The organism is Candidatus Doolittlea endobia, assembly GCF_900039485.1.
Lineage (GTDB): Bacteria > Pseudomonadota > Gammaproteobacteria > Enterobacterales > Enterobacteriaceae > Doolittlea > Doolittlea endobia.
Genome location: NZ_LN999833.1, coordinates 547,564 through 566,347 on the forward strand (window position 1 = coordinate 547,564; position 18,784 = coordinate 566,347).

At 45.3% G+C, this 18,784-nt stretch carries 8 protein-coding genes, 2 tRNA genes and 2 pseudogenes; 6 read left to right on the plus strand and 6 right to left on the minus strand.

The window, feature by feature from the left end; all coding sequences use genetic code 11:
- Positions 1 to 36: 36 nt before the first annotated feature.
- From A4A68_RS01975 to recB, 4 genes and pseudogenes are all read left to right on the plus strand, one after another.
- Positions 37 to 1,652: pseudogene (locus A4A68_RS01975) on the plus strand (class I adenylate cyclase); the annotation flags it as partial.
- A gap of 438 nt (positions 1,653 to 2,090) precedes the next feature.
- On the plus strand, positions 2,091 to 2,258 hold the full coding sequence (lptM, locus tag A4A68_RS03890; protein WP_408605382.1) for an LPS translocon maturation chaperone LptM: 168 nt from the start codon (positions 2,091 to 2,093) through the stop codon (positions 2,256 to 2,258).
- 1,185 nt (positions 2,259 to 3,443) lie between these two features.
- A complete protein-coding gene (gene recC / locus A4A68_RS01985; RefSeq protein ID WP_067565989.1) occupies positions 3,444 to 6,836 on the plus strand; it encodes an exodeoxyribonuclease V subunit gamma in 3,393 nt (1,130 codons plus the stop codon).
- A gap of 430 nt (positions 6,837 to 7,266) precedes the next feature.
- Complete coding sequence (recB, locus tag A4A68_RS01990; RefSeq protein ID WP_067566552.1) at positions 7,267 to 10,815, plus strand: exodeoxyribonuclease V subunit beta; 3,549 nt, start codon at positions 7,267 to 7,269, stop codon at positions 10,813 to 10,815.
- Positions 10,816 to 11,112: 297 nt separating this feature from the next.
- Here recB and serS read toward each other — a convergent pair whose 3' ends face one another.
- The 6 genes from serS to bamD form a co-directional block, all read right to left on the minus strand.
- On the minus strand, positions 11,113 to 12,405 hold the full coding sequence (gene serS / locus A4A68_RS01995) for a serine--tRNA ligase (protein WP_067565991.1): 1,293 nt from the start codon (positions 12,403 to 12,405) through the stop codon (positions 11,113 to 11,115).
- Positions 12,406 to 12,778: 373 nt separating this feature from the next.
- A complete protein-coding gene (gene lolA / locus A4A68_RS02000; protein WP_067565994.1) occupies positions 12,779 to 13,390 on the minus strand; it encodes an outer membrane lipoprotein chaperone LolA in 612 nt (203 codons plus the stop codon).
- A gap of 688 nt (positions 13,391 to 14,078) precedes the next feature.
- Positions 14,079 to 14,155: transfer RNA gene (locus A4A68_RS02005), tRNA-Met, on the minus strand.
- Positions 14,156 to 14,205: 50 nt separating this feature from the next.
- Positions 14,206 to 14,292 (minus strand) — tRNA-Leu (locus A4A68_RS02010).
- A 52-nt stretch (positions 14,293 to 14,344) separates the two neighbouring features.
- On the minus strand, positions 14,345 to 14,638 hold the full coding sequence (gene secG / locus A4A68_RS02015; RefSeq protein WP_067565997.1) for a preprotein translocase subunit SecG: 294 nt from the start codon (positions 14,636 to 14,638) through the stop codon (positions 14,345 to 14,347).
- Between the two features lie 606 nt (positions 14,639 to 15,244).
- Complete coding sequence (gene bamD / locus A4A68_RS02020; RefSeq protein ID WP_067565999.1) at positions 15,245 to 15,976, minus strand: outer membrane protein assembly factor BamD; 732 nt, start codon at positions 15,974 to 15,976, stop codon at positions 15,245 to 15,247.
- Positions 15,977 to 16,100: 124 nt separating this feature from the next.
- On the opposite strand from bamD, the gene rluD reads away from it, so the two are divergent.
- Positions 16,101 to 17,075, plus strand: a complete 975-nt coding sequence (gene rluD, locus A4A68_RS02025; RefSeq protein WP_067566001.1) for a 23S rRNA pseudouridine(1911/1915/1917) synthase RluD — start codon at positions 16,101 to 16,103, stop codon at positions 17,073 to 17,075.
- A 351-nt stretch (positions 17,076 to 17,426) separates the two neighbouring features.
- Positions 17,427 to 17,984: pseudogene (locus A4A68_RS03895) on the plus strand (aminotransferase class V-fold PLP-dependent enzyme); the annotation flags it as partial.
- Between the last annotated feature and the right edge of the window lie 800 nt (positions 17,985 to 18,784).

Below are 18,784 nucleotides of genomic sequence, written 5' to 3' on the forward strand. Positions count from 1 at the left end.
AACGGGTTTTACACCAGGATAATCAGGCGAGACGTCTTGTACTTTTACATCGAGATCTTGAAACAGAGGCTGGACGCAATTAACCAACTACGGGTTAGTCGCGCACTAGCGGCTATGAGGCCGGATTTTCAGCACGTATACAGTCTGCTACCAACTTTACTGCATTTTCATCATCCGATGCTTCCTGGTTACCTGGACAGTATCGTGCCACACGGCATTTGTTTTTATGTTCCCGATGAAACACAGCGCACCTGGCTTAACGATATCGGGTGTCAGCTCGGTGCGGCAATAGCGATACTAAACAACGGCGAGCAGCCGATTACCGGCGTTTATTCTATGGGTAGTGCTTCCTCCATAGGCCAGAATGCTAACTCCGATCTCGACATTTGGATGTGTCATCAGTCTTGGCTGAACGATGAAGAGCGCGCTCAACTACAGCGTAAATGTCGTCTACTGGAACAGTGGCAAATCGATGGGGTATGGACGTTAATTTTCGTAATAACAAAAACAGTAGCCTCGGAGAAAAAGATTACGGCTCTACCCAGCGTATCCTATTGCTAGATGAATTCTATCGTACCGCCGTGCGTATGGGCGGTAAGCGCATCCTATGGAATATGGTGCCAGGCAGTGAAGAACATACACTACGATGAATATGTTCTATCGCTGTACGCCCGTGGTGCGCTGACGCCCAACGAGTGGCTAGATCTAGGGAGTCTCTGCGCCCTATCTGCAGAAGTATACTTCTACGCCTGCCTATGGCAGTTGTATAAAAGTGTCGATTCTCCTTACAAAGCAGTACTAAAAGTGCTACTGCTGGAAGCCTACTCCTGGAGTATCCCAACACCGAACTGCTAGCGACAACAATTAAACAGCAGTTGCACAACGGCGAAATCGTTTCCTTTGGCCTCGATCCTTATTGCATGATGCTAGAGCGGGTGACTTACTATCTGACGAAGATCAACGATATGATTCGACTGGATATAGCACGTCGCTGCTTCTATTTAAAGATATGCGAAAACCTATCACAAAATGTGGTGGGTCGCCTTGGCGACGAGAGATCTTAACACAGATGATGACAAGCTGGGGCTGGAACGATACGCGACTGAAGGTGCTAGACAATCGTGCCAACTGGAAAGTTGGACAAGTGCGCAAAGCGCACAATGAGCTTCTAAACGCCATGATGCAAAGTTATCGCAATTTGATCCGGTTTGCCCGCCGCAATAACTTAAGCATCCGTGCGAGCCCCAAGATACTGAAGCGCTGACTCGCAAGCTATATGCCTTCGAGGCGCTGCTAGGCACAGGAACTGTTCTTAACCCACAGATTCTGTCTGCGGATTTGTCAGAGTTGCATCCTATATCTCACAGAGTCATACCAATCGTATTGGATGATATTTATACACAACATCGCTAGGTGCTAGCATTAATCATCAGTTTCTACGATACAATCGCTTATCTTAATAAATTGGTGACTTTGGCCTGGCTTAGCAAGTTGCTGATACGGTCAGACTGTAAGTGCATATTAATGGTATCAATACTTGTTGCTCAGCTAATTCGCATGAGCATATTGTCAATGTATCTGGCTACTTCCTTCTGCGGATACCGTCGCAGACGTATAAGACGTTTTTGCGGGATTGTCCGCACTTAAGTATAGCAACTGAGGACACGGTATGATTAAAAGTGGTGCATGTGGTGGACAAGGTCCAGGTATTTCGATTGCCTAAATGTTTCAGTGCAGAAGCTGGAAACACGATAGAGTTTACTTGCTCAGATGAAGACCGATCAACTTCGCTTTCTGCCGTTTGTGAACGGATTCATCAGCGAAAGCATTATTTAGTTCTTTATTAAGGTCACTATTGACAATAGCAGTTTCAATGTCTGTATATTCGATGCAATCAATGTGTAACGTTAGCAAGTTTCTTCAGTTCCATAAATGCAGGTCGTATTGTTTATGTGCGCGTCATTTTCTAATGACGCGCCTCTGCAACGGGATACGCTTTTCATCCGCTGCGTTGCTTGTTAACGACAATTACTTTGTTTTTCATATGCAAAAGTGTGAGATGAGCGGATATACAATAGATCATGACTAAAATGATACACCGTACGGTGTTGGGATTGATGCTAGTAGGACTTTACGGCTGTGGACTAAAGGCTCCCCTTTATTTTCCGCCAACGGATACAGTGGACAAAAAAGAACAGCGGTGTCAATTAACAACTACTTTGAGTTCATTTGTACAGACTCGCCTTTCTCGGGGATAAGGGTAGCAATATACTGTCGAAACTAAATACCTGTAATCGGATAATGCAGTCGCTTCTTGCTGTCAAGTAAGGCTATAACAGGCTATTGTCTGCTTTTAGTGGCGTGAAATATGCAGTTCTCCAAAATGCACGACTCGACTTTATGGTTGTAGATGCTATATTGCGACGTAGGATTTAGCCAATTATTGGTGGCAGAAAACCTTATGGTTTCGTATTTTTAGCGCTGACGGTAACGAAATGGCGTAATGCAGTAACACTGCTCGATGTTTTGCCCGTTTTGTACACACAAAAAATTTGATCAGTAAGTGCGATATCCATGTCATCAATTACATATTCCGTTAACTGTCAATAAGGATGCTTCGATACGTGTCCAAATTTTAATCCGCAGCAGATGTTGTTTCATGCGACCACAGCTGAAAACCTATATGATATGCGTGTGTCTAAGGAAAGAGTGCTTTGAGCGTGGTGTCTATGGGCAATCCGCACTGCGTAATCGTGGTAGATGAGCATAAACAACATTTGGTCGCAATTCTTGAACCAATATTAGAGAGCTGTGAGCGTTTCCCGGAATGAACTATTTATGCAAGTGTTGAACCGCGGCCATATCCGCCTCTGGTTTACGAAGGCGGCACGGGAAAACCTAATCCTACGGCATCAGCGCTTGTGCAGCAATCGAGGTAAGAATCTTGTAAGGTTGGCAGCTAGCGGAACAAGTACAGGTGGAATTCATGCCATCAGTTGGTTCAGACTAGAGTATTCGCTGTATACGACCGGTTCAGTCACCCATATCTATAACCGGATTGTTTTGTCTATAAAACAAGTCGGCGAATAGGTAGATGGCGCGCAAACACTGGATAATGAACAAATTGTACAATATCTGCTGAAGCACTCGGATATCTTTATCCACAATGCATCAAAACAGTATTAATGTTTATCCCTGCATCCAGAACCATTTATTCTATATCGGCAATAGTTATGTGTATGTTTTGGTAGAGCGCTCCAATAGCAGAGAAGATCAAATATAATCTGCACGTAATAAGTAATTTAATCAAACGTCAGCTATCCTTGTTAGCTGTTTACGTTTATGATCACATATGCCGAAGAAGTTATGACAACTAGTCATGCTGAATATATTCAGCAGATAGCATAAAATAACTTGAACTTTATGTATTCACATCTAAGTTTATGTTTACCATTTATCATTCGAATCAGCTGGATCTGCTGAAAACACTTGCTGCTAAACTGATCGCAGGGCGGCCGCTGCGCGATCCGTTCCAGCCAGAAATCATTCTTGTGCAAAGCCATAGTATGGCGCAATGGATGAAGATGGAATTAGCGGCACAATTAGGCATTGCGGCTAATATCGACTTTTTACTGCCCGACAGCTTTATCTGGAAGATGTTTGCTTGCGTTTTGCCAGATATTCCCGATAAAAATGCGTTTGCAAAACCGATAATGACCTGGCGATTGATGGCACTGTTAACGCGACTATGTCAACACCCTGATTGCGCGCTGGTAAACGACTATCTGCGCGACGATGAAGACAAGCGTAAAAGTTTTCAGTTCGCAGCCCAAATAGCCGATCTGTTTGAACAATATCTGGTATACCGACCTGACTGGCTTGAAAGTTGGCAACACGGTGAATTGATTGACGGAATGGGCGAGACACAACGATGGCAGGCTCTGCTTTGGCAGACACTGGTAGCAGGGGAGCCGCTGTGGCAAAATCGCGCTAATCTTCACCAGTATTTTGTCAAAACTTTGACGAAAAGTCATACGCGTCCACTAGGACTGCCAGATAGGATATTTATCTTCGGCATTTCGTCGCTACCGCCTACTTATTTGCAAGTGCTTCAAGCACTAGGCCGTCATATTGATATTCACTTCTTATTCACGAATCCGTGTCGCTATTACTGGGGAGACATCCACGATCACACTTTTCTCGCGCGCTTGATGCGTCGCCGCCGACAGCACTATCAGCAGAAAACTGAGCAGGCGCTGTTCCGACAGCCTGAGCAAGCTGATGCGCTTTTCAATGAGCTGGGAGAGCAGCAAACAGGTAATCCTCTGCTTGCCTCCTGGGGCAAGCAAGGGCGAGATAGCCTTTACCTGTTAGCGCAGGTAGACGATATTGCGGAGGTAGATGCGTTCGTTGAGCCAGTGACAGTTAACCTTCTGAGCTTACTGCAGCGTGATATTCTAATGCTTGAGGACCACGCCGTGATTAGCATGAGCTCTGAGATACACAAGCACGGCGACAGCAAGCGTTTGCTACAGCTAGATGATCGATCATTAACCCTACATATCTGTCATAGCCCGCAGCGGGAAGTTGAAGTGCTACACGATAGTTTACTGGCTATGATTGCTGAGGATCCTACATTGCGGCCGCGAGATATCATCGTTATGATGCCCGACATCGACTTCTATACTCCGGCAATTCAGGCAGTGTTCGGTAACACCTCTGGAAATCGCTATTTGCCTTTTGCTATTTCTGACCGTCGAGCACGGTATTTCCATCCACTTCTTCCGGCGTTTCTTAGTTTGCTAGACTTACCACGTAGTAGATTTTCCGCTGAACAAGTTCTAGCACTGCTAGAAATACCAGCGATAGCGGCTCGCTTTTCAATTAACGAACAGGGACTACAAATGTTCCGCCAGTGGGTAGCGGAATCTAATTTCCGTTGGAAATTGGGCGATGATACCTTACATGAATTAATACTGTCTACTACCGGAAAGCAAACTTGGCAATTTGGGCTTACGCGCATGTTACTAAGCTACGCTATGGACAGCCACAGCGGTGACTGGCATGGCAGTGTGCCCTATAACGAATCCAGCGGTCTGAAAGCCATGCTGGTCAGGCAGTTAACTACATTTCTAATGCGGCTGTGTCAGTGGCGTAACCGGCTTATCCACCCCCGCTCCCTGGATGCCTGGTTAAGTTGTGCTCGTGAAATAAGTGAGGATTTCTTTACGCCAGACGCCGAAGCAGAATCGGCGCTGACGCTGTTGAAAAATCAGTGGAAACAATTGTTAGAGGACGGGTTACAAGCGGGATATGACCAACTAGTGCCGGTGACACTTTTGCAAAGTGAACTGGCTGAGCGTCTAGAAAAGAAGCATATTAACCAGAGTTCCCTAGACGGGACGATCAATTTTTGTGCGCTGATGCCAATGAGCTCTGTTCCGTCCCGAGTAGTATGCCTGTTGGGCATGAATGACGGTGTTTATCCGCGCACACTGCCACCAACGAAATTTGACCTGATGGTGCAGCAGCCACGACGTGGAGATCGCAGCCGACGTGATGATGACCGATACCTGTTCTTGGAAACGTTGATGTCCACGCAGCAACGGCTATATATCAGTTTTATAGGTCGCGCCATTCAAGATAATACATTACGCTATCCGTCGGTACTGGTGAGCGAGCTGAGCGATTATATCGCCCAAAGTTTTTACCTGCCTGGCGATGAGCACGCTAATACTGCAAGTAGTGCCGATCGGGTGCGCGCACATCTCTGGAACTGGCATAGCCGCATGCCTTTTGATCCGGAAAATTTTCTGCCAGATAACGAAAATCAAAGCTTTGCTGACGAATGGCTACCGGCTGCCTGTTCCAGCGGCAAACCTCAGCCAGATTTTGTTGCTCCCTTGACGACTCTGCCTCGTAAAGCGCTGTCGTTGAATGAACTGCTGCATTTTTATCGCCACCCGGTTCGTGCCTGGTTTGTGCAACGTTTAATGATATCTTTCCACCAAACGTCGCTTGAGCTAGCTGCGAACGAACCATTTGTTATTAATAGCTTAACTCGTTACCAGCTTAATTGTAAATTAGTAAATACGCTCATCGACGGGGAAAGCACGGATCATCTGTTTAGACAAGTATGTGATGCCGGCCTGTTGCCTTATGGCACCTTCGGTGAGCTGTATTGGGCCAAACAATGCCAGGATATGACGAGACTGGCTGAACAGGTACAGACGTGGCAATTGCCAAAAACATATAGTCTTAAGGTCGAGCTAAGTTTAGAGGGCGTGACACTTTCCGGTTGGTTGCCTCAGGTGCAGCAGAACGGTCTGCTACGCTGGCGTCCCGGCACGTTATCAGTCCGAGACGGCCTGTTATTATGGTTAGAACACCTGGCGTACTGTGCTATGGGCGGTGAAGGTGAAAGCCGAATGTTCGGTATTCACAGCGAGTGGCATTTTGCTCCACTGTCTTCCGCGCAGGCAAAATCGTTTTTACTTTCACTAATTTCAGGCTACTGTCAGGGGATGACAACTCCTCTTCTTCTATTACCGCATTCAGGGGGAGCATGGTTAAGCCACTGTTACGACCGAACGACGCAGCGTATCGATCGAGACGAGAATCGGCAACGGCAGGCGCATGATAAGCTTATACAGGCCTGGCAAGGGAATACATATGTTCCAGGAGAGGGAACAGATCCTTATCTTCAACGATTAATACGCCAGTTAAATCAACAATATCTTGAGAAGATCCTCTCGACCACCGAACGGTATTTTTTACCGTTCTTTAGATTGAATTTAGCGCAAACTAAGCCTGCGGGGAAGAGAAATAAAGCCTGAGAAAAACTTTCAACGTCCGTCTATGGCAATGGATAGAGAGCGTAACGTTTGATTTTCAAGCGAGTGTTGCCCTAAGAATATAGCAGAAACGTCCGCAGAACGGGTATCGGATCTTTCTCTGACCGGTGTGAAAAGCCATACAAAAAGCAAATCAGGATTTAGTGGTTGTCGTTACGAGTTCTAAACAGGTTGCCTGATAGCAAAAGCAAATTGGGCGATGTAACAAAAAATAATGGATTATTTGTTGCGTGTTTTTTCTTACAAACAACTCTCTCGGAGAGTTTGGCTGCCTGATTATGTTATTGGAACGTACCAACATCGCTTTTGTCATCAAACAAATAAGGCGAAAATCTGATCTAAAAGTATGAATTTAAGCCGACGCATCTCTTACCTCAGCGCTGTAAAAGCGCTGATAGCGCAACATAAAGGAATGAACTTATTGAAGACCTTAGAAAGCCTTGACCCCATGTTCTTACCCCTTCATGGGGTTCGCCTTGTCGAAGCGTCGGCGGGTACGGGAAAAACTTATACTCTTGTTGCGCTTTATCTGCGTTTGCTTCTCGGACTGAGCGGTGAGACAGCATTTCCTCGACTTTTAAGCGTCGAAGAAATATTGGTAGTAACCTTTACTGAAGTCGCCGCAGAAGAGCTACGGGCCCGTATTCGTGACAATATCCGTCGCCTTCGGCTAGATTGCATGCGAGGTAAAAGCGAGGACCCGCTACTGGCGGTAGTATTAGATCGGCTTGATAACTATAAGCTTACCGCTCTGCATTTGCTGGCGGCGGAGCAACAAATAGACAGGGCGGCAATATTTACTATTCATGGATTTTGCCAGCGTATGTTGAACTATAACGCCGTCGAATCAGGCATGCTGTTTCAGCAGACTCTTCTGAAAGATGAAACACTCCTTCGCCAGCAAGTAAGTGCTGACTTTTGGCGCCGTCATTGCTATCCGTTGCCGCTAGAGGTTGCGCGTATAGTACAGCAGTACTGGGAAGGGCCGGAAGACTTACTGTCGGAATTAGTGCCCTATTTGGAAGGTGAGTTGCCGGAAGTATGCGATCCACCAGCGTTAAGTGAGTCTATCCTGGCACGGCATGCGCGTATCATTGCCAGTATTGACAACCTGAAGCAACAATGGCGCGCTGCAACAGCGAAAATCTCAGCGAGCTTTGACACATACAAACTCGACCGTCGTGTTTATAACAGCAAAAATCTGTCGTCTTGGCTAGCGAAAATCAATTTTTGGGCGGAGCAGCCTACAGTCGATTATCAGCTTCCTGATGAGCTTGAACGGTTTACAAGTGCGGTATTGGTCGAAAAAACGATCGCCGGCGATCCGCCTCGCCATGCGCTATTTTCTGCGGTGCAGACTTTTTGTCAGAACAGGACGTCTTTGCGCGATCTGATATTCATGATGGCTCTGGCAGAGATACGTCAGGCGCTTGAACAGGAAAAATGGCGGCGGGCGGAGCTGGGGTTCGATGACTTGGTAAGTCGTTTGGATCGGGCGCTAACCGGACGTAGTGGGGCAGCTTTAGCTAAATCGGTGCGCTTACGTTATCCAGTAGCGATGATTGATGAGTTTCAGGACACCGATCCTCGACAATATCGTATTTTCCATCGTGTGTACAGCGGCAAACAAGATTGTGCTCTACTGTTGATAGGCGACCCGAAACAAGCGATCTACGCGTTTCGCGGCGCTGACATTTTTACTTATATACGCGCCAGAAGAGAAATAGATACTCACTATACCCTTAATACTAACTGGCGCTCAGCTCCAGGGATGGTCAATGCAGTGAATCAGTTGTTCCAAAGTGTGCCGTCTCCGTTTATTTTCAGCGCGATCCCCTTTTTTCCGGTAACGGCTGCGGAAAACAATACCCGTTTGCGGTTAGTCGTTGAACAACAATCACAGCCGGCAATGCGCGTCTGGCTACAACCTGGAGCCGGCGTTAGTGTAAGTGAGTATCAACAGTATATGGCGCAGCAGTGCGCCACTAGCATCCGCGATTGGCTTCACGCCGCGAGTGAGGGAGAAGCCTGGTTGGAAAGCTGTCGAGAACGACAGCCACTACAGGCGTCGGATATTACGGTGTTAGTACGCAACCGCTACGAGGCGGCATTGATACGCGATGCGCTGGCGATGCTGACGATCCCGTCGGTGTATCTTTCTAATCAGGATAGCGTTTTTAACACACAAGAAGCGCGTGAACTTTTATGGATCTTGCAGGCAGTGTTGACACCAGAAAAAGATACAGTGCTTCGCACTGCGTTGGCCACTAGCCAGCTAGGTTTCGACGCTGTCGCTATTGACACACTGAACAAAGACGAACGACGTTGGGAAGAGCGCGTTGTGGAATTCGTTGGATATCGTGAGCGCTGGCAAAAAAGCGGAGTATTACCAATGCTGCGTCAGATGATGAAGAACTACCATATTGCGGAAAATTTTTTGGCAAGCCAAGGTGGAGAACGCCGATTGACTGACTTGTTGCATTTAGGTGAATTGCTGCAGCAAGCTTCCACACAGTTAGGAAACGAATATGCACTTGTCCGCTGGTTCAGGTTGCAAATAGCTTCTCCTAACCTGCAAATGGAAAATCAGCAATTACGGTTACAAAGTGATCGTCAATTAGTGAAAATTATCACAATACATAAATCAAAAGGGATGGAATACCCATTAGTTTTTTTGCCGTTTATGGCCGATTTTCGCATACAAAAGCGGCCGCTGTTCCACGATCGTGAAACTTACGTGGCATGGCTAGATCTTCGCGTAACGCAGGATAGCTTAAGGCTAGCGGAAGAAGAGCGATTGGCGGAGGATTTGCGGCTGCTGTACGTGGCGGTAACACGCTCTATTTATCATTGCAGTTTTGGTATTGCTCCACTGTGTCGCGGTAACCGTAAAAAAACCGGCGCTAGCAATTTACATCTCAGTGCTCTGGGATATTTAATCCAGCAAGGCCAGAGTGGTGACGCCGATAATTTACGTAAATGCTTAGCTGAGCTGGTAAACCGCGCCGATGGCGATATTATGTTGTGCGAAGCGCGGGTCGCAGCGGGGAAACCGCTTACTCCTGCAGCAGCGCCAGCGCAAGCGCTAAGCGCTCGCCACTTTCCTGAACTGCTGCACGATCCATGGCGGGTTAGCAGCTATTCCGAATTGCAACGTCATAGTAGCTCGGCGGTGATGGAATTACAGCCGTTGTTAAATATTGACGCTGCATGGAAGGACAATCAGCAGAAAATGCTACAGCTAACTCCGCATAGCTTTCCGCGCGGTGTGGCACCGGGAACATTTTTGCACGGTTTGCTTAAAACCTTAGATTTTAATCAGCCACTGGATCTGCAATGGCTTAACAAACAACTAGCACAACAGGGTATCGATGCTGTTTGGTTGCCAGTAATAGCAGACTGGATGGAAAAAATTATCACTATACCACTGGACGGTAACTCGTTCTCTCTCGTGCAGTTGACACATGACAGCCGACAGGCTGAACTACAATTTTATCTTTCCATTGATGCTGTAGTGCAGGCACGCGATCTAGATCAGATCTGCAAGCATTACGATCTTTTATCGGCGCGTTGTTCGCCACTGGATTTTCCCCAGATCAAGGGAATGTTACAAGGGTTTATTGACTTAGTTTTCCGTTGGCATGATCGATATTATTTAGTAGACTATAAATTTAACTGGTTGGGAGAAACGAGTGCCAGTTACACACAATTGACAATGGAGCAGGCTATGGTTGCTCACCGATATGATTTACAATATCAGCTATATACCCTAGCGTTACACCGCTATCTACGTCACCGTCTGGCAGATTATTATTATTCGCGCGATTTCGGCGGCGTGTATTATCTGTTTTTGCGCGGTATTGATGCGACACGGCCGGGAAATGGCGTTTTTTACTGTCGCCCGGACAGCGCCCTAATCGACGAATTAGATGCCTTATTCACTGGCGCATGCAACCAGTAATAGAGAAAGAGCCGGTATTACGTACAAAAGGCCATTAAGGTCATTAAAACCTCAGTATTAGGCTTTGTTTTACTAACAACCTGTCTGAACGTGATTTTTTCAATATACCGAAAAGCTTTGAAGTTCATGCCTGCTACTTTTATGTAGCATCCCTGTATCCAGAACCATGTATTAGATGGCATCGGTGAAAAATGAAGCTAGAATGTTTTGAGCACAACCTTTAAATATATAGCGTCGCTAATACTAAATAGTCATTGACTCCCATCGCCGTCTATGATCCCTATTGTAGGCGATCACTTAACCGATATGTGTTAAGCCTTTCATATATGGCTGCAGTACTGCCGGTATGGCAATGTGCCCATTAGCAATCTGATGGTTTTCTAACACCGCTACCAGCGTACGGCCAACCGCTAGACCGGAACCGTTGAGTGTATGTACGAGTTGCGGTTTTTTGTCCGTCCGACTACGATAACGTGCCTGCATCCGCCGCGCCTGAAAATCACCGATATTAGAGCATGAGGAGATTTCACGATAGGTCTTTTGGGATGGTAGCCATACTTCTAAATCGAAAGTTTTACAAGAGGCGAAACCTAAGTCAGCAGTACACAGTAACACTTTTCGATACGGTAATTGCAGCAATTGCAGCACTTTTTCGGCATGGCTGGTCATTTCTTCCAGCGCCTGCATCGACTGTGCCGGGTGCACTATCTGCACCATCTCCACTTTATCAAATTGGTGCATACGAATAAGCCCGCGGGTGTCGCGTCCGTAAGAGCCGGCCTCGGATCGGAAACATGGCGTGTGAGCGGTCATCTTCATCGGCAACGCATCTTCATCGATAATTTTATCACACATCAAATTGGTCAGAGGTACTTCTGCGGACGGAATTAACGCATAAGAACTAGTGTTCGTTACCTCGCTCAGGGGATGAGTATGGAATAGATCTTCTGCAAATTTAGGTAACTGCCCTGTACCATACAGGGAAGTATGGTTAACTAAGTAAGGTAAATAATACTCCACATAGCCGTGCTGTTCGGTATGCAAATCTAGCATGAACTGAGTTAACGCGCGGTGCAGACGAGCTATCTGACCACGCATTACCACAAAGCGTGCTCCGGTCAGCTTGACTGCCGCAGCAAAATCGAGTCCGCCAGAGAATTCACCGAGCTCCACATGATCACGGATGGGCAAATCGTACTGCCGTGGTTCACCCCAACGTGAAACTTCCAGATTATCGTTTTCATCCTGCCCGTCAGGCACTTCATCGTCGGGTATATTTGGCAGAGAAAGTACATAATCTCGAATATCATTCTTGATGATGCCTAATTCGATTTTAGCGGCGCTTAAGCGTTCACCTAACTGACTAGCTTTTTTGCGCATCTGTCCAATGTCTCCACCGAGAGATTTTACAGCTCCGATCGTTTTAGAGCAGGTATTGCGTTCAGCTTGCAAGTTTTCGGTTTCTACTTGAAGTGCTTTGCGACGCTTTTCCTGTTGGAGCAATAATGCCACATCTAGTGTAAATTTTCTGCGAGCTAACTTTTCAGCGACTGCGTTGCACTCGTTACGCAGTAGATTAAGATCGAGCATGCTAATCCTGTGATTATTTTCTGCACGTTTACAACCTAGCGGCACTCTAGGTGAAGCCACATCATGAATTCAAAACACTAACCTTACCGTAAGATTTTGGTGATCGGTAGAGTTTCTAGCTATTCTATCCATTATAGCCTAGTTGATCATCAAGCAAATAGCTTGAGTTGTCAAACTCTGCAACAAATAGACCCTGGCACAAACTCAATTTAAAAGAAGAGCGCTCGGTTTTGACCCCAATCAAAAGGTGAAATCATATTCTCTTTATGGCTTCTCGGTATAGTACTAAAGTATAGAGCTAAAGTGTTGACGGATGCATATGCGTTGCCAGAAGTTGAAATGCATTTTGGAAAAGTCCAGAATGCCAGTATCTTCACTGGCGTTGGTCGTCTAACGTCACGCCCTTCGGTAAGATAAAATAGAATTTGGCGCTGTCCACTTGGCCGTTCTTCTGGTTTTTTAGGTAATAAGTACTGCGCTTTCCATCCTGCTCTACAGCGGTAAATCCGGTAATAATGCCATTACCGGCGACATTAATCATAATCTGTTTTAGATTATCGTTATCTTCTTTCGGCAATAGAGTAAAACTGTCACCATGCTGTTTCACATTATACCGACCCCAGTCGGCGGCGCTGTTGCGGGTGATTAGCATGAATGGCGTGTTTTCGGTTACGTTATTTAGCCAATTAGCAGTCGCCTGTTCAACAAAAGAATTATAAAACCAAAGAGTTTTACCATCAGACACTAGCACATTTTCATCCGGCGCGATCATATGCCAATTAAATAGATTCGGCCGTTTTACCCATAGTTCACCTTCGCTTTCTTGCACCGCGTCGCCTTCTACTCCGCTTACACGCTGAGTGAAGCTAGCATGGAAACTGTTGACCTGATTCAAACGACTTTGCAACACACCGGCATCGTCGGCAAACGCCGATGTCGCCAACACGGCGGTGAATAAACAAACGGTTATTAACCGTTGTTTCATTCTTGCACTCCTTGAGAAAATAAATCCACGCACGCCTGCCTGAGGCGTAAATAATTAACCTTTACCAAAGCCAGCTTCTTGCCGATGTCGGTCGGCAGCGCCGTTCTTGCCTTCCTTTGTTGCTCTGAACTTATTTAATCATCGATCACTGCATGCACCTTATCGCACATAGCTGTTTTTCTGCACGAAGCTATACAGGAGAACTATGTCCCGTTACTAGTTACTTAAACACGCTCTTGTTCTCTATGCTCAAGGTCTGCTAGCCAGATGGGTAATTCAAATGCCCGACGGTGGTAGAGAACGCAGCACGTATTGTCGCGTTTATTGCGCAATGTTCTTTCAAAACAAGAAGAGTACAACATAGGCAATAGATCTGAGAATAGATTATTATCAGAAAATCTGAGTAAGAGCACATTTAATATCCACTACCCTATATAACAATCGTATGTTTAAAATTTAAATATAACCACATATTAGCGTGATAAACCTTTTGTCTAAAAACAAGAACAATCAATATCTATTTAACTTAATGTAAAAGACTATCTACAAAGATTCACCATAACTGTAGTGAAACGAAAATCTTAAAAAATTGATGCGTTAAGCAACTGGATCCTATGAACTGCAAATGGTTTTAAGACTATTTTAAAAATTATTTTCGCACGCTTGCGACGGCATAGACAAAAGAATATGGTTGCGGAGGTCGGATTTGAACCGACGACCTTCGGGTTATGAGCCCGACGAGCTACCAGACTGCTCCACCCCGCGCCTGAAAATGGAACGATAAGAAACCCCTAACAGCAAGTTGCCTCCGGGATTGGTACCGAGGACGGGACTTGAACCCGTAAGTCCAATTGGACACTACCACCTCAAGGTAGCGTGTCTACCAGTTCCACCACCTCGGCACTTGCTATCAAATCTTATGCTTTGATCGTTGTCCTGTTTGGCAGGCAACGTTTACTGCGGAATATCACTACCCTGTTTTGCTAACGCTTTATCCGTTTGACCGTCTTTCTGACAATGATTACTGCTCAGATTACTCATCACCAGGCTGAGTACAAAAAACACCGTTGCTAGTATGGTTGTCAGACGAGTTACAAAATTACTGGAATTACCTGAACTGAACAGGGCGCTAAAAGCACCTGAACCGAAAGAGGCTCCCATATCAGTGCTTCTATCTTGTTGGTGCAAGATCAACGCAACTAAACAGACTGCTACTAACAGAAATATGACTAATAAAGCTTGGTACATAACATTTCAATACCCTTGCGGTAACCATTGCATATTGTCTCAGATCCAATATAGCACATGAGACATCGACCGAAACTGGTTTGAATGTTAACTAAAGCGCCTCTCATGTGCAAGGATATTTTATAACTAATTGATTGTTTGCAGGAAAATTGCAAGTACCGCTTACCACTTAGATATCGCTGCAGGTCGGCGATACCGATCAACACTACAGCAAATGTCAATACTCAATTAATAAATAAGGATTTACATATCAGAGAAATGAATCAGTGCTTTCAGATTACATTTTGATAATTTCTTATATTTAGCAAGATAAATAGAGTAACTAAGCTGAATTTTTACAACGGTGATTTTGCAGAGATCAATACAATAATGCTCTTTGTGTTTTCACAGTAAAATTATAACCTGTATCCCTTGTTCTTCAACAGAATGTAAGAGGCATCATGATAAAGCACGCTAAGTGTTCCGTTAAACATACTTAAGATGCTCTTAATCGCACGTTACTGCGACTGTTTGAATCAGTACATATACACTGAAGCAACGTTACCAGGTCAACTTTTTAGAAACAGCGGCGGAAACTATCGTTCATAGCATGTTTTTGCCACAACATTAGGCCGGATTTGCCGTTTTGATTTTCGACACTTTATCCGCCTGGCCAATCAATTGCAATTTCCGGTAGGCTTTTTCCATATAGAGCAACGCTTGGCGCGTCGCTTGTGTGTCGGGGAAGTCACGCAGCATTTTCTCCACTCGATTAGCCACCGCGACATAAGCGCCGCGTTTGTCGTAGTATTTCACCACGGATAATTCATGCTTAGCTAGACGATTTTTGAGATACACTAGACGTTTAATGGCATCTATGATATAGTTACTTTTTGGGTAGGCTCGAATTAATTCTATGAAATCATGAAATGCCGTGCAGGCACGTTCTGGACTGCGATCGGAACGGTCAACGCCAAAAAATCCTTGCAGTGCGTTGTCATCTAGCGACATATTAATCAAACCCCGCATGTAAAGAACATAATCGATATTCGGATGATCTGGATTCAGCTTCAGAAAACGATCGATAGAGGCTTGCGCCAGTTGTAGATCGGTAGATCTGTAATAAGCAAAAATCAAGTCAAGCTGAACTTGCTGCGCGTAGAAACTAAACGGATAACGGCTGTCCAGTGCTTCAAGCTCCTTAATTGCGCTATTGTAATTACCGTCCTGCAATTTTTGCTGTGCAGCACCATAGATCTCACAAAGGGAATTGTTGAGAACGACATCTTTTTTATTAACACAACCCGTTAGCACTAGGCCAAGTGTGGCGCAAATGACCAGATCTTTCATGCTCGTCATAACGTTTTGCTTATCCTTGGAGGGATAGACTATCCCTTTAGCTCCTGAATGATACTACCTACAATAGAGTGCTGTTTTAAACGGCATTGCCGTAAAAACTTCACCTTAACGAAAATATCTTATTATGGCACAGTATCAATACCTCACTGCAACTGTGAACACATCACCACTTGGGCGATCTTTAATGCAGGTTTTGTCAGACTTGTTCCCTGATTATTCGCGATCGCAAATAAAAACCTGGATCCTTAACGGCTTGGTAAGAGTGAATGGACAGGTTACGGCAGTCCCCAAAGAAAAAATACTTGGTAGTATATCTGTTGAAATACAATTACGTATCGAAGAATCTCCGCGTTTAGAAGCACAATCTATACCGCTAGATATTGTTTATGAAGATAACGATATTCTCGTCATTAATAAACCGCGTGATCTGGTCGTGCATCCCGGAGCTGGTAATTTTAATGGCACTGTGTTAAATGCGCTGCTGCACTATTTTCCGCCTATTGTAGATGTTCCACGTGCAGGCATCGTGCATCGTTTAGATAAAGACACAACCGGCCTAATGGTGGTGGCTAAGACCGTGCTGGCGTATACACGTTTAGTGCAAGCGCTACAGGTGCGGGAGATTACCCGTGAATACGAGGCAGTTGCTATCGGTACCATGACAGCTGGAGGCACAATAAAACAGCCGACTGCGCGCCACGCTATTAAGCGGAAGCACATAACGGTGCATCCGATGGGCAAGTTGGCAGTGACCCATTATCGTGTAATGGAACGCTTCCGAGCTCATACTCGCCTGAGATTGCGTTTAGAAACCGGACGAACGCATCAGATTCGCGTGCATATGGCGCATATCAAGCATCCGCTTGTGGGCGATCCGCTCTATGGCGGCCGCACGCGACCCTCAAAGAGAGCTTCTGACGAATTCAATGAACTACTGTGCAATTTTAATCGCCAAGCGCTGCATGCCACTCTCCTTCGACTATGTCATCCCATTACATTGATTAAGATGGAATGGCATGCACCGTTACCGCAGGATATGGTTACGCTGATAGCAGCGCTACAAGTTGATGCAAAACTATTCAAAGATAGCGCGAATTAGCAATAAACGATTTGTTCTTTCCGATTAAATCCTGGCTTGCAGCATAACCTGATAGAGTGGTACGAATCGCGAATTTTAACATGCGCTAAATGTAAACAATCATGTTAATGGTAATCAGGAGGTTGTATCGTTGCTAGCTACGCTGTTTAATCAAGGCGCTTGATGTAATTGCGCTTGGATAATATTTTGCCGCCATCACTGATTAGTGATACGTAGTGATCCACTCATTGGCACCCAAAAAGGTCTGCGCCGTTATTACTAACGATGCAGTCTCTGCAGTACATATCTAGGGTGTATATTCTCTCCTGGCTGGGACGGCTAAGCAGTCATGAACCGCTCTTGACGCGAACACGTGCGCAATTCGCCGTGATACCGCTGGGCCTTCTAGGAGAAGGCTACCCGTGCTGATTATATCAATACTGGTTATTTTTGAGCACAGTGCTATAAAGGAAGTGCAAAAAATATTGCAATCCGTAAGTGATAAATGTCACTACTGAAATTAACGGTTTATGCGCGATTAAACCGATGTGCGACTGTGCATTATCAACCGATAGCGTTTATTTACATTATTGTCAAAACGAAACTATATTGATGGTATAGTCATCAATGAACCGCCGGATTTCGGTGACAGAATAGTAGTGGCAGATTTCTCTTCTTATTATTTTGTCGCACCAGCTGGATGTCAGTCGATTTAGAGTAATTTATGCAGGAGTGCAAAAATATCGAGCTGGCCGAGCTAACCGTAGTCATCGTGCGCGAAGATCTGCTTGACCACGTGAGAACAGCGCCGCCATCCATTCTGGACTACAGTATGTTAACCGAAATATGCCGCCTACATTCGCCTGGTATCTATCTGAACTGATGCTCAGATGGTTGAAAGCTCAGGCCGGGCCTGTGGAAATGGATAAATGAAATCAGGCAAAAATGCCTTTGCTGTGTCGCAGCATTAATGAGAATGATTTTTATTACAAATAGGCACTGGTGGATTATACTCGACTTTGCCGTCGCCATGGGTAGCGTTTTCCGTACTTCCGTCGAACCAACGCGGTGGCACTTATCGGATTGGCTATTGTGTTGAGCAACTGTGTTGAGCAACGACCGATCTTATCGGTCGTTAATAGCGCATTAGTTTTTTGTTATAAAATAAAATTAAATAAAATACGGGCAAGGTTTAATTACTTACTTCTTGATAAAAAACCAAATGTGGCGTCACCATGAATGAATGATGGTTAAACTTCTTTTATACAGAACAGACTTTTGACGTCATCAAAATAAACGTTCCCGTATCTAGGGAGGGTTTTCGGCGCACAGACGTGCATGAGATCTAATCAAACCTATCCATTGTCACCGTTAGATTGCAGCAAAATTTCCGTTTTATAAACATCCACTTGCGTCCAGTTGTATTTAAACTGAGCCTGCATCTGTGCAGGCTCACACTGCTATACAGGCGAGGGACCAAGATGGTCGGCGTATTGCGCACGCAGACCAGTAGTCATTAAAAAATTTTCCGAAGACTCTTAAGTGGGTCTCGCTGACTAAACTCACGCCTGTACCGTGTTGTACATCGAAGTCAATTAAGCACTAGTAAAACAAATTTACGCAAATAGTCATAATTCTTGCTGAGGTTATTGTTCAGTGTCTACGCACCTGGATTTTTCAGCTATTAGCAGTAATAGGGCTAATCTGAAATAATAAACAAAAACAGTTGG

What these genes read in the sequence shown, in the direction of transcription:
- rluD (WP_067566001.1), top strand. Translation starts at nt 16,101, where the DNA reads ATGGCACAGTATCAATACCTCACTGCAACTGTGAACACATCACCACTT.
- secG (WP_067565997.1), bottom strand. Translation starts at nt 14,638, where the DNA reads ATGTACCAAGCTTTATTAGTCATATTTCTGTTAGTAGCAGTCTGTTTA.
- recC (WP_067565989.1), top strand. Translation starts at nt 3,444, where the DNA reads ATGTTTACCATTTATCATTCGAATCAGCTGGATCTGCTGAAAACACTT.
- lptM (WP_408605382.1), top strand. Translation starts at nt 2,091, where the DNA reads ATGATACACCGTACGGTGTTGGGATTGATGCTAGTAGGACTTTACGGC.
- lolA (WP_067565994.1), bottom strand. Translation starts at nt 13,390, where the DNA reads ATGAAACAACGGTTAATAACCGTTTGTTTATTCACCGCCGTGTTGGCG.
- serS (WP_067565991.1), bottom strand. Translation starts at nt 12,405, where the DNA reads ATGCTCGATCTTAATCTACTGCGTAACGAGTGCAACGCAGTCGCTGAA.
- bamD (WP_067565999.1), bottom strand. Translation starts at nt 15,976, where the DNA reads ATGACGAGCATGAAAGATCTGGTCATTTGCGCCACACTTGGCCTAGTG.
- recB (WP_067566552.1), top strand. Translation starts at nt 7,267, where the DNA reads ATGAACTTATTGAAGACCTTAGAAAGCCTTGACCCCATGTTCTTACCC.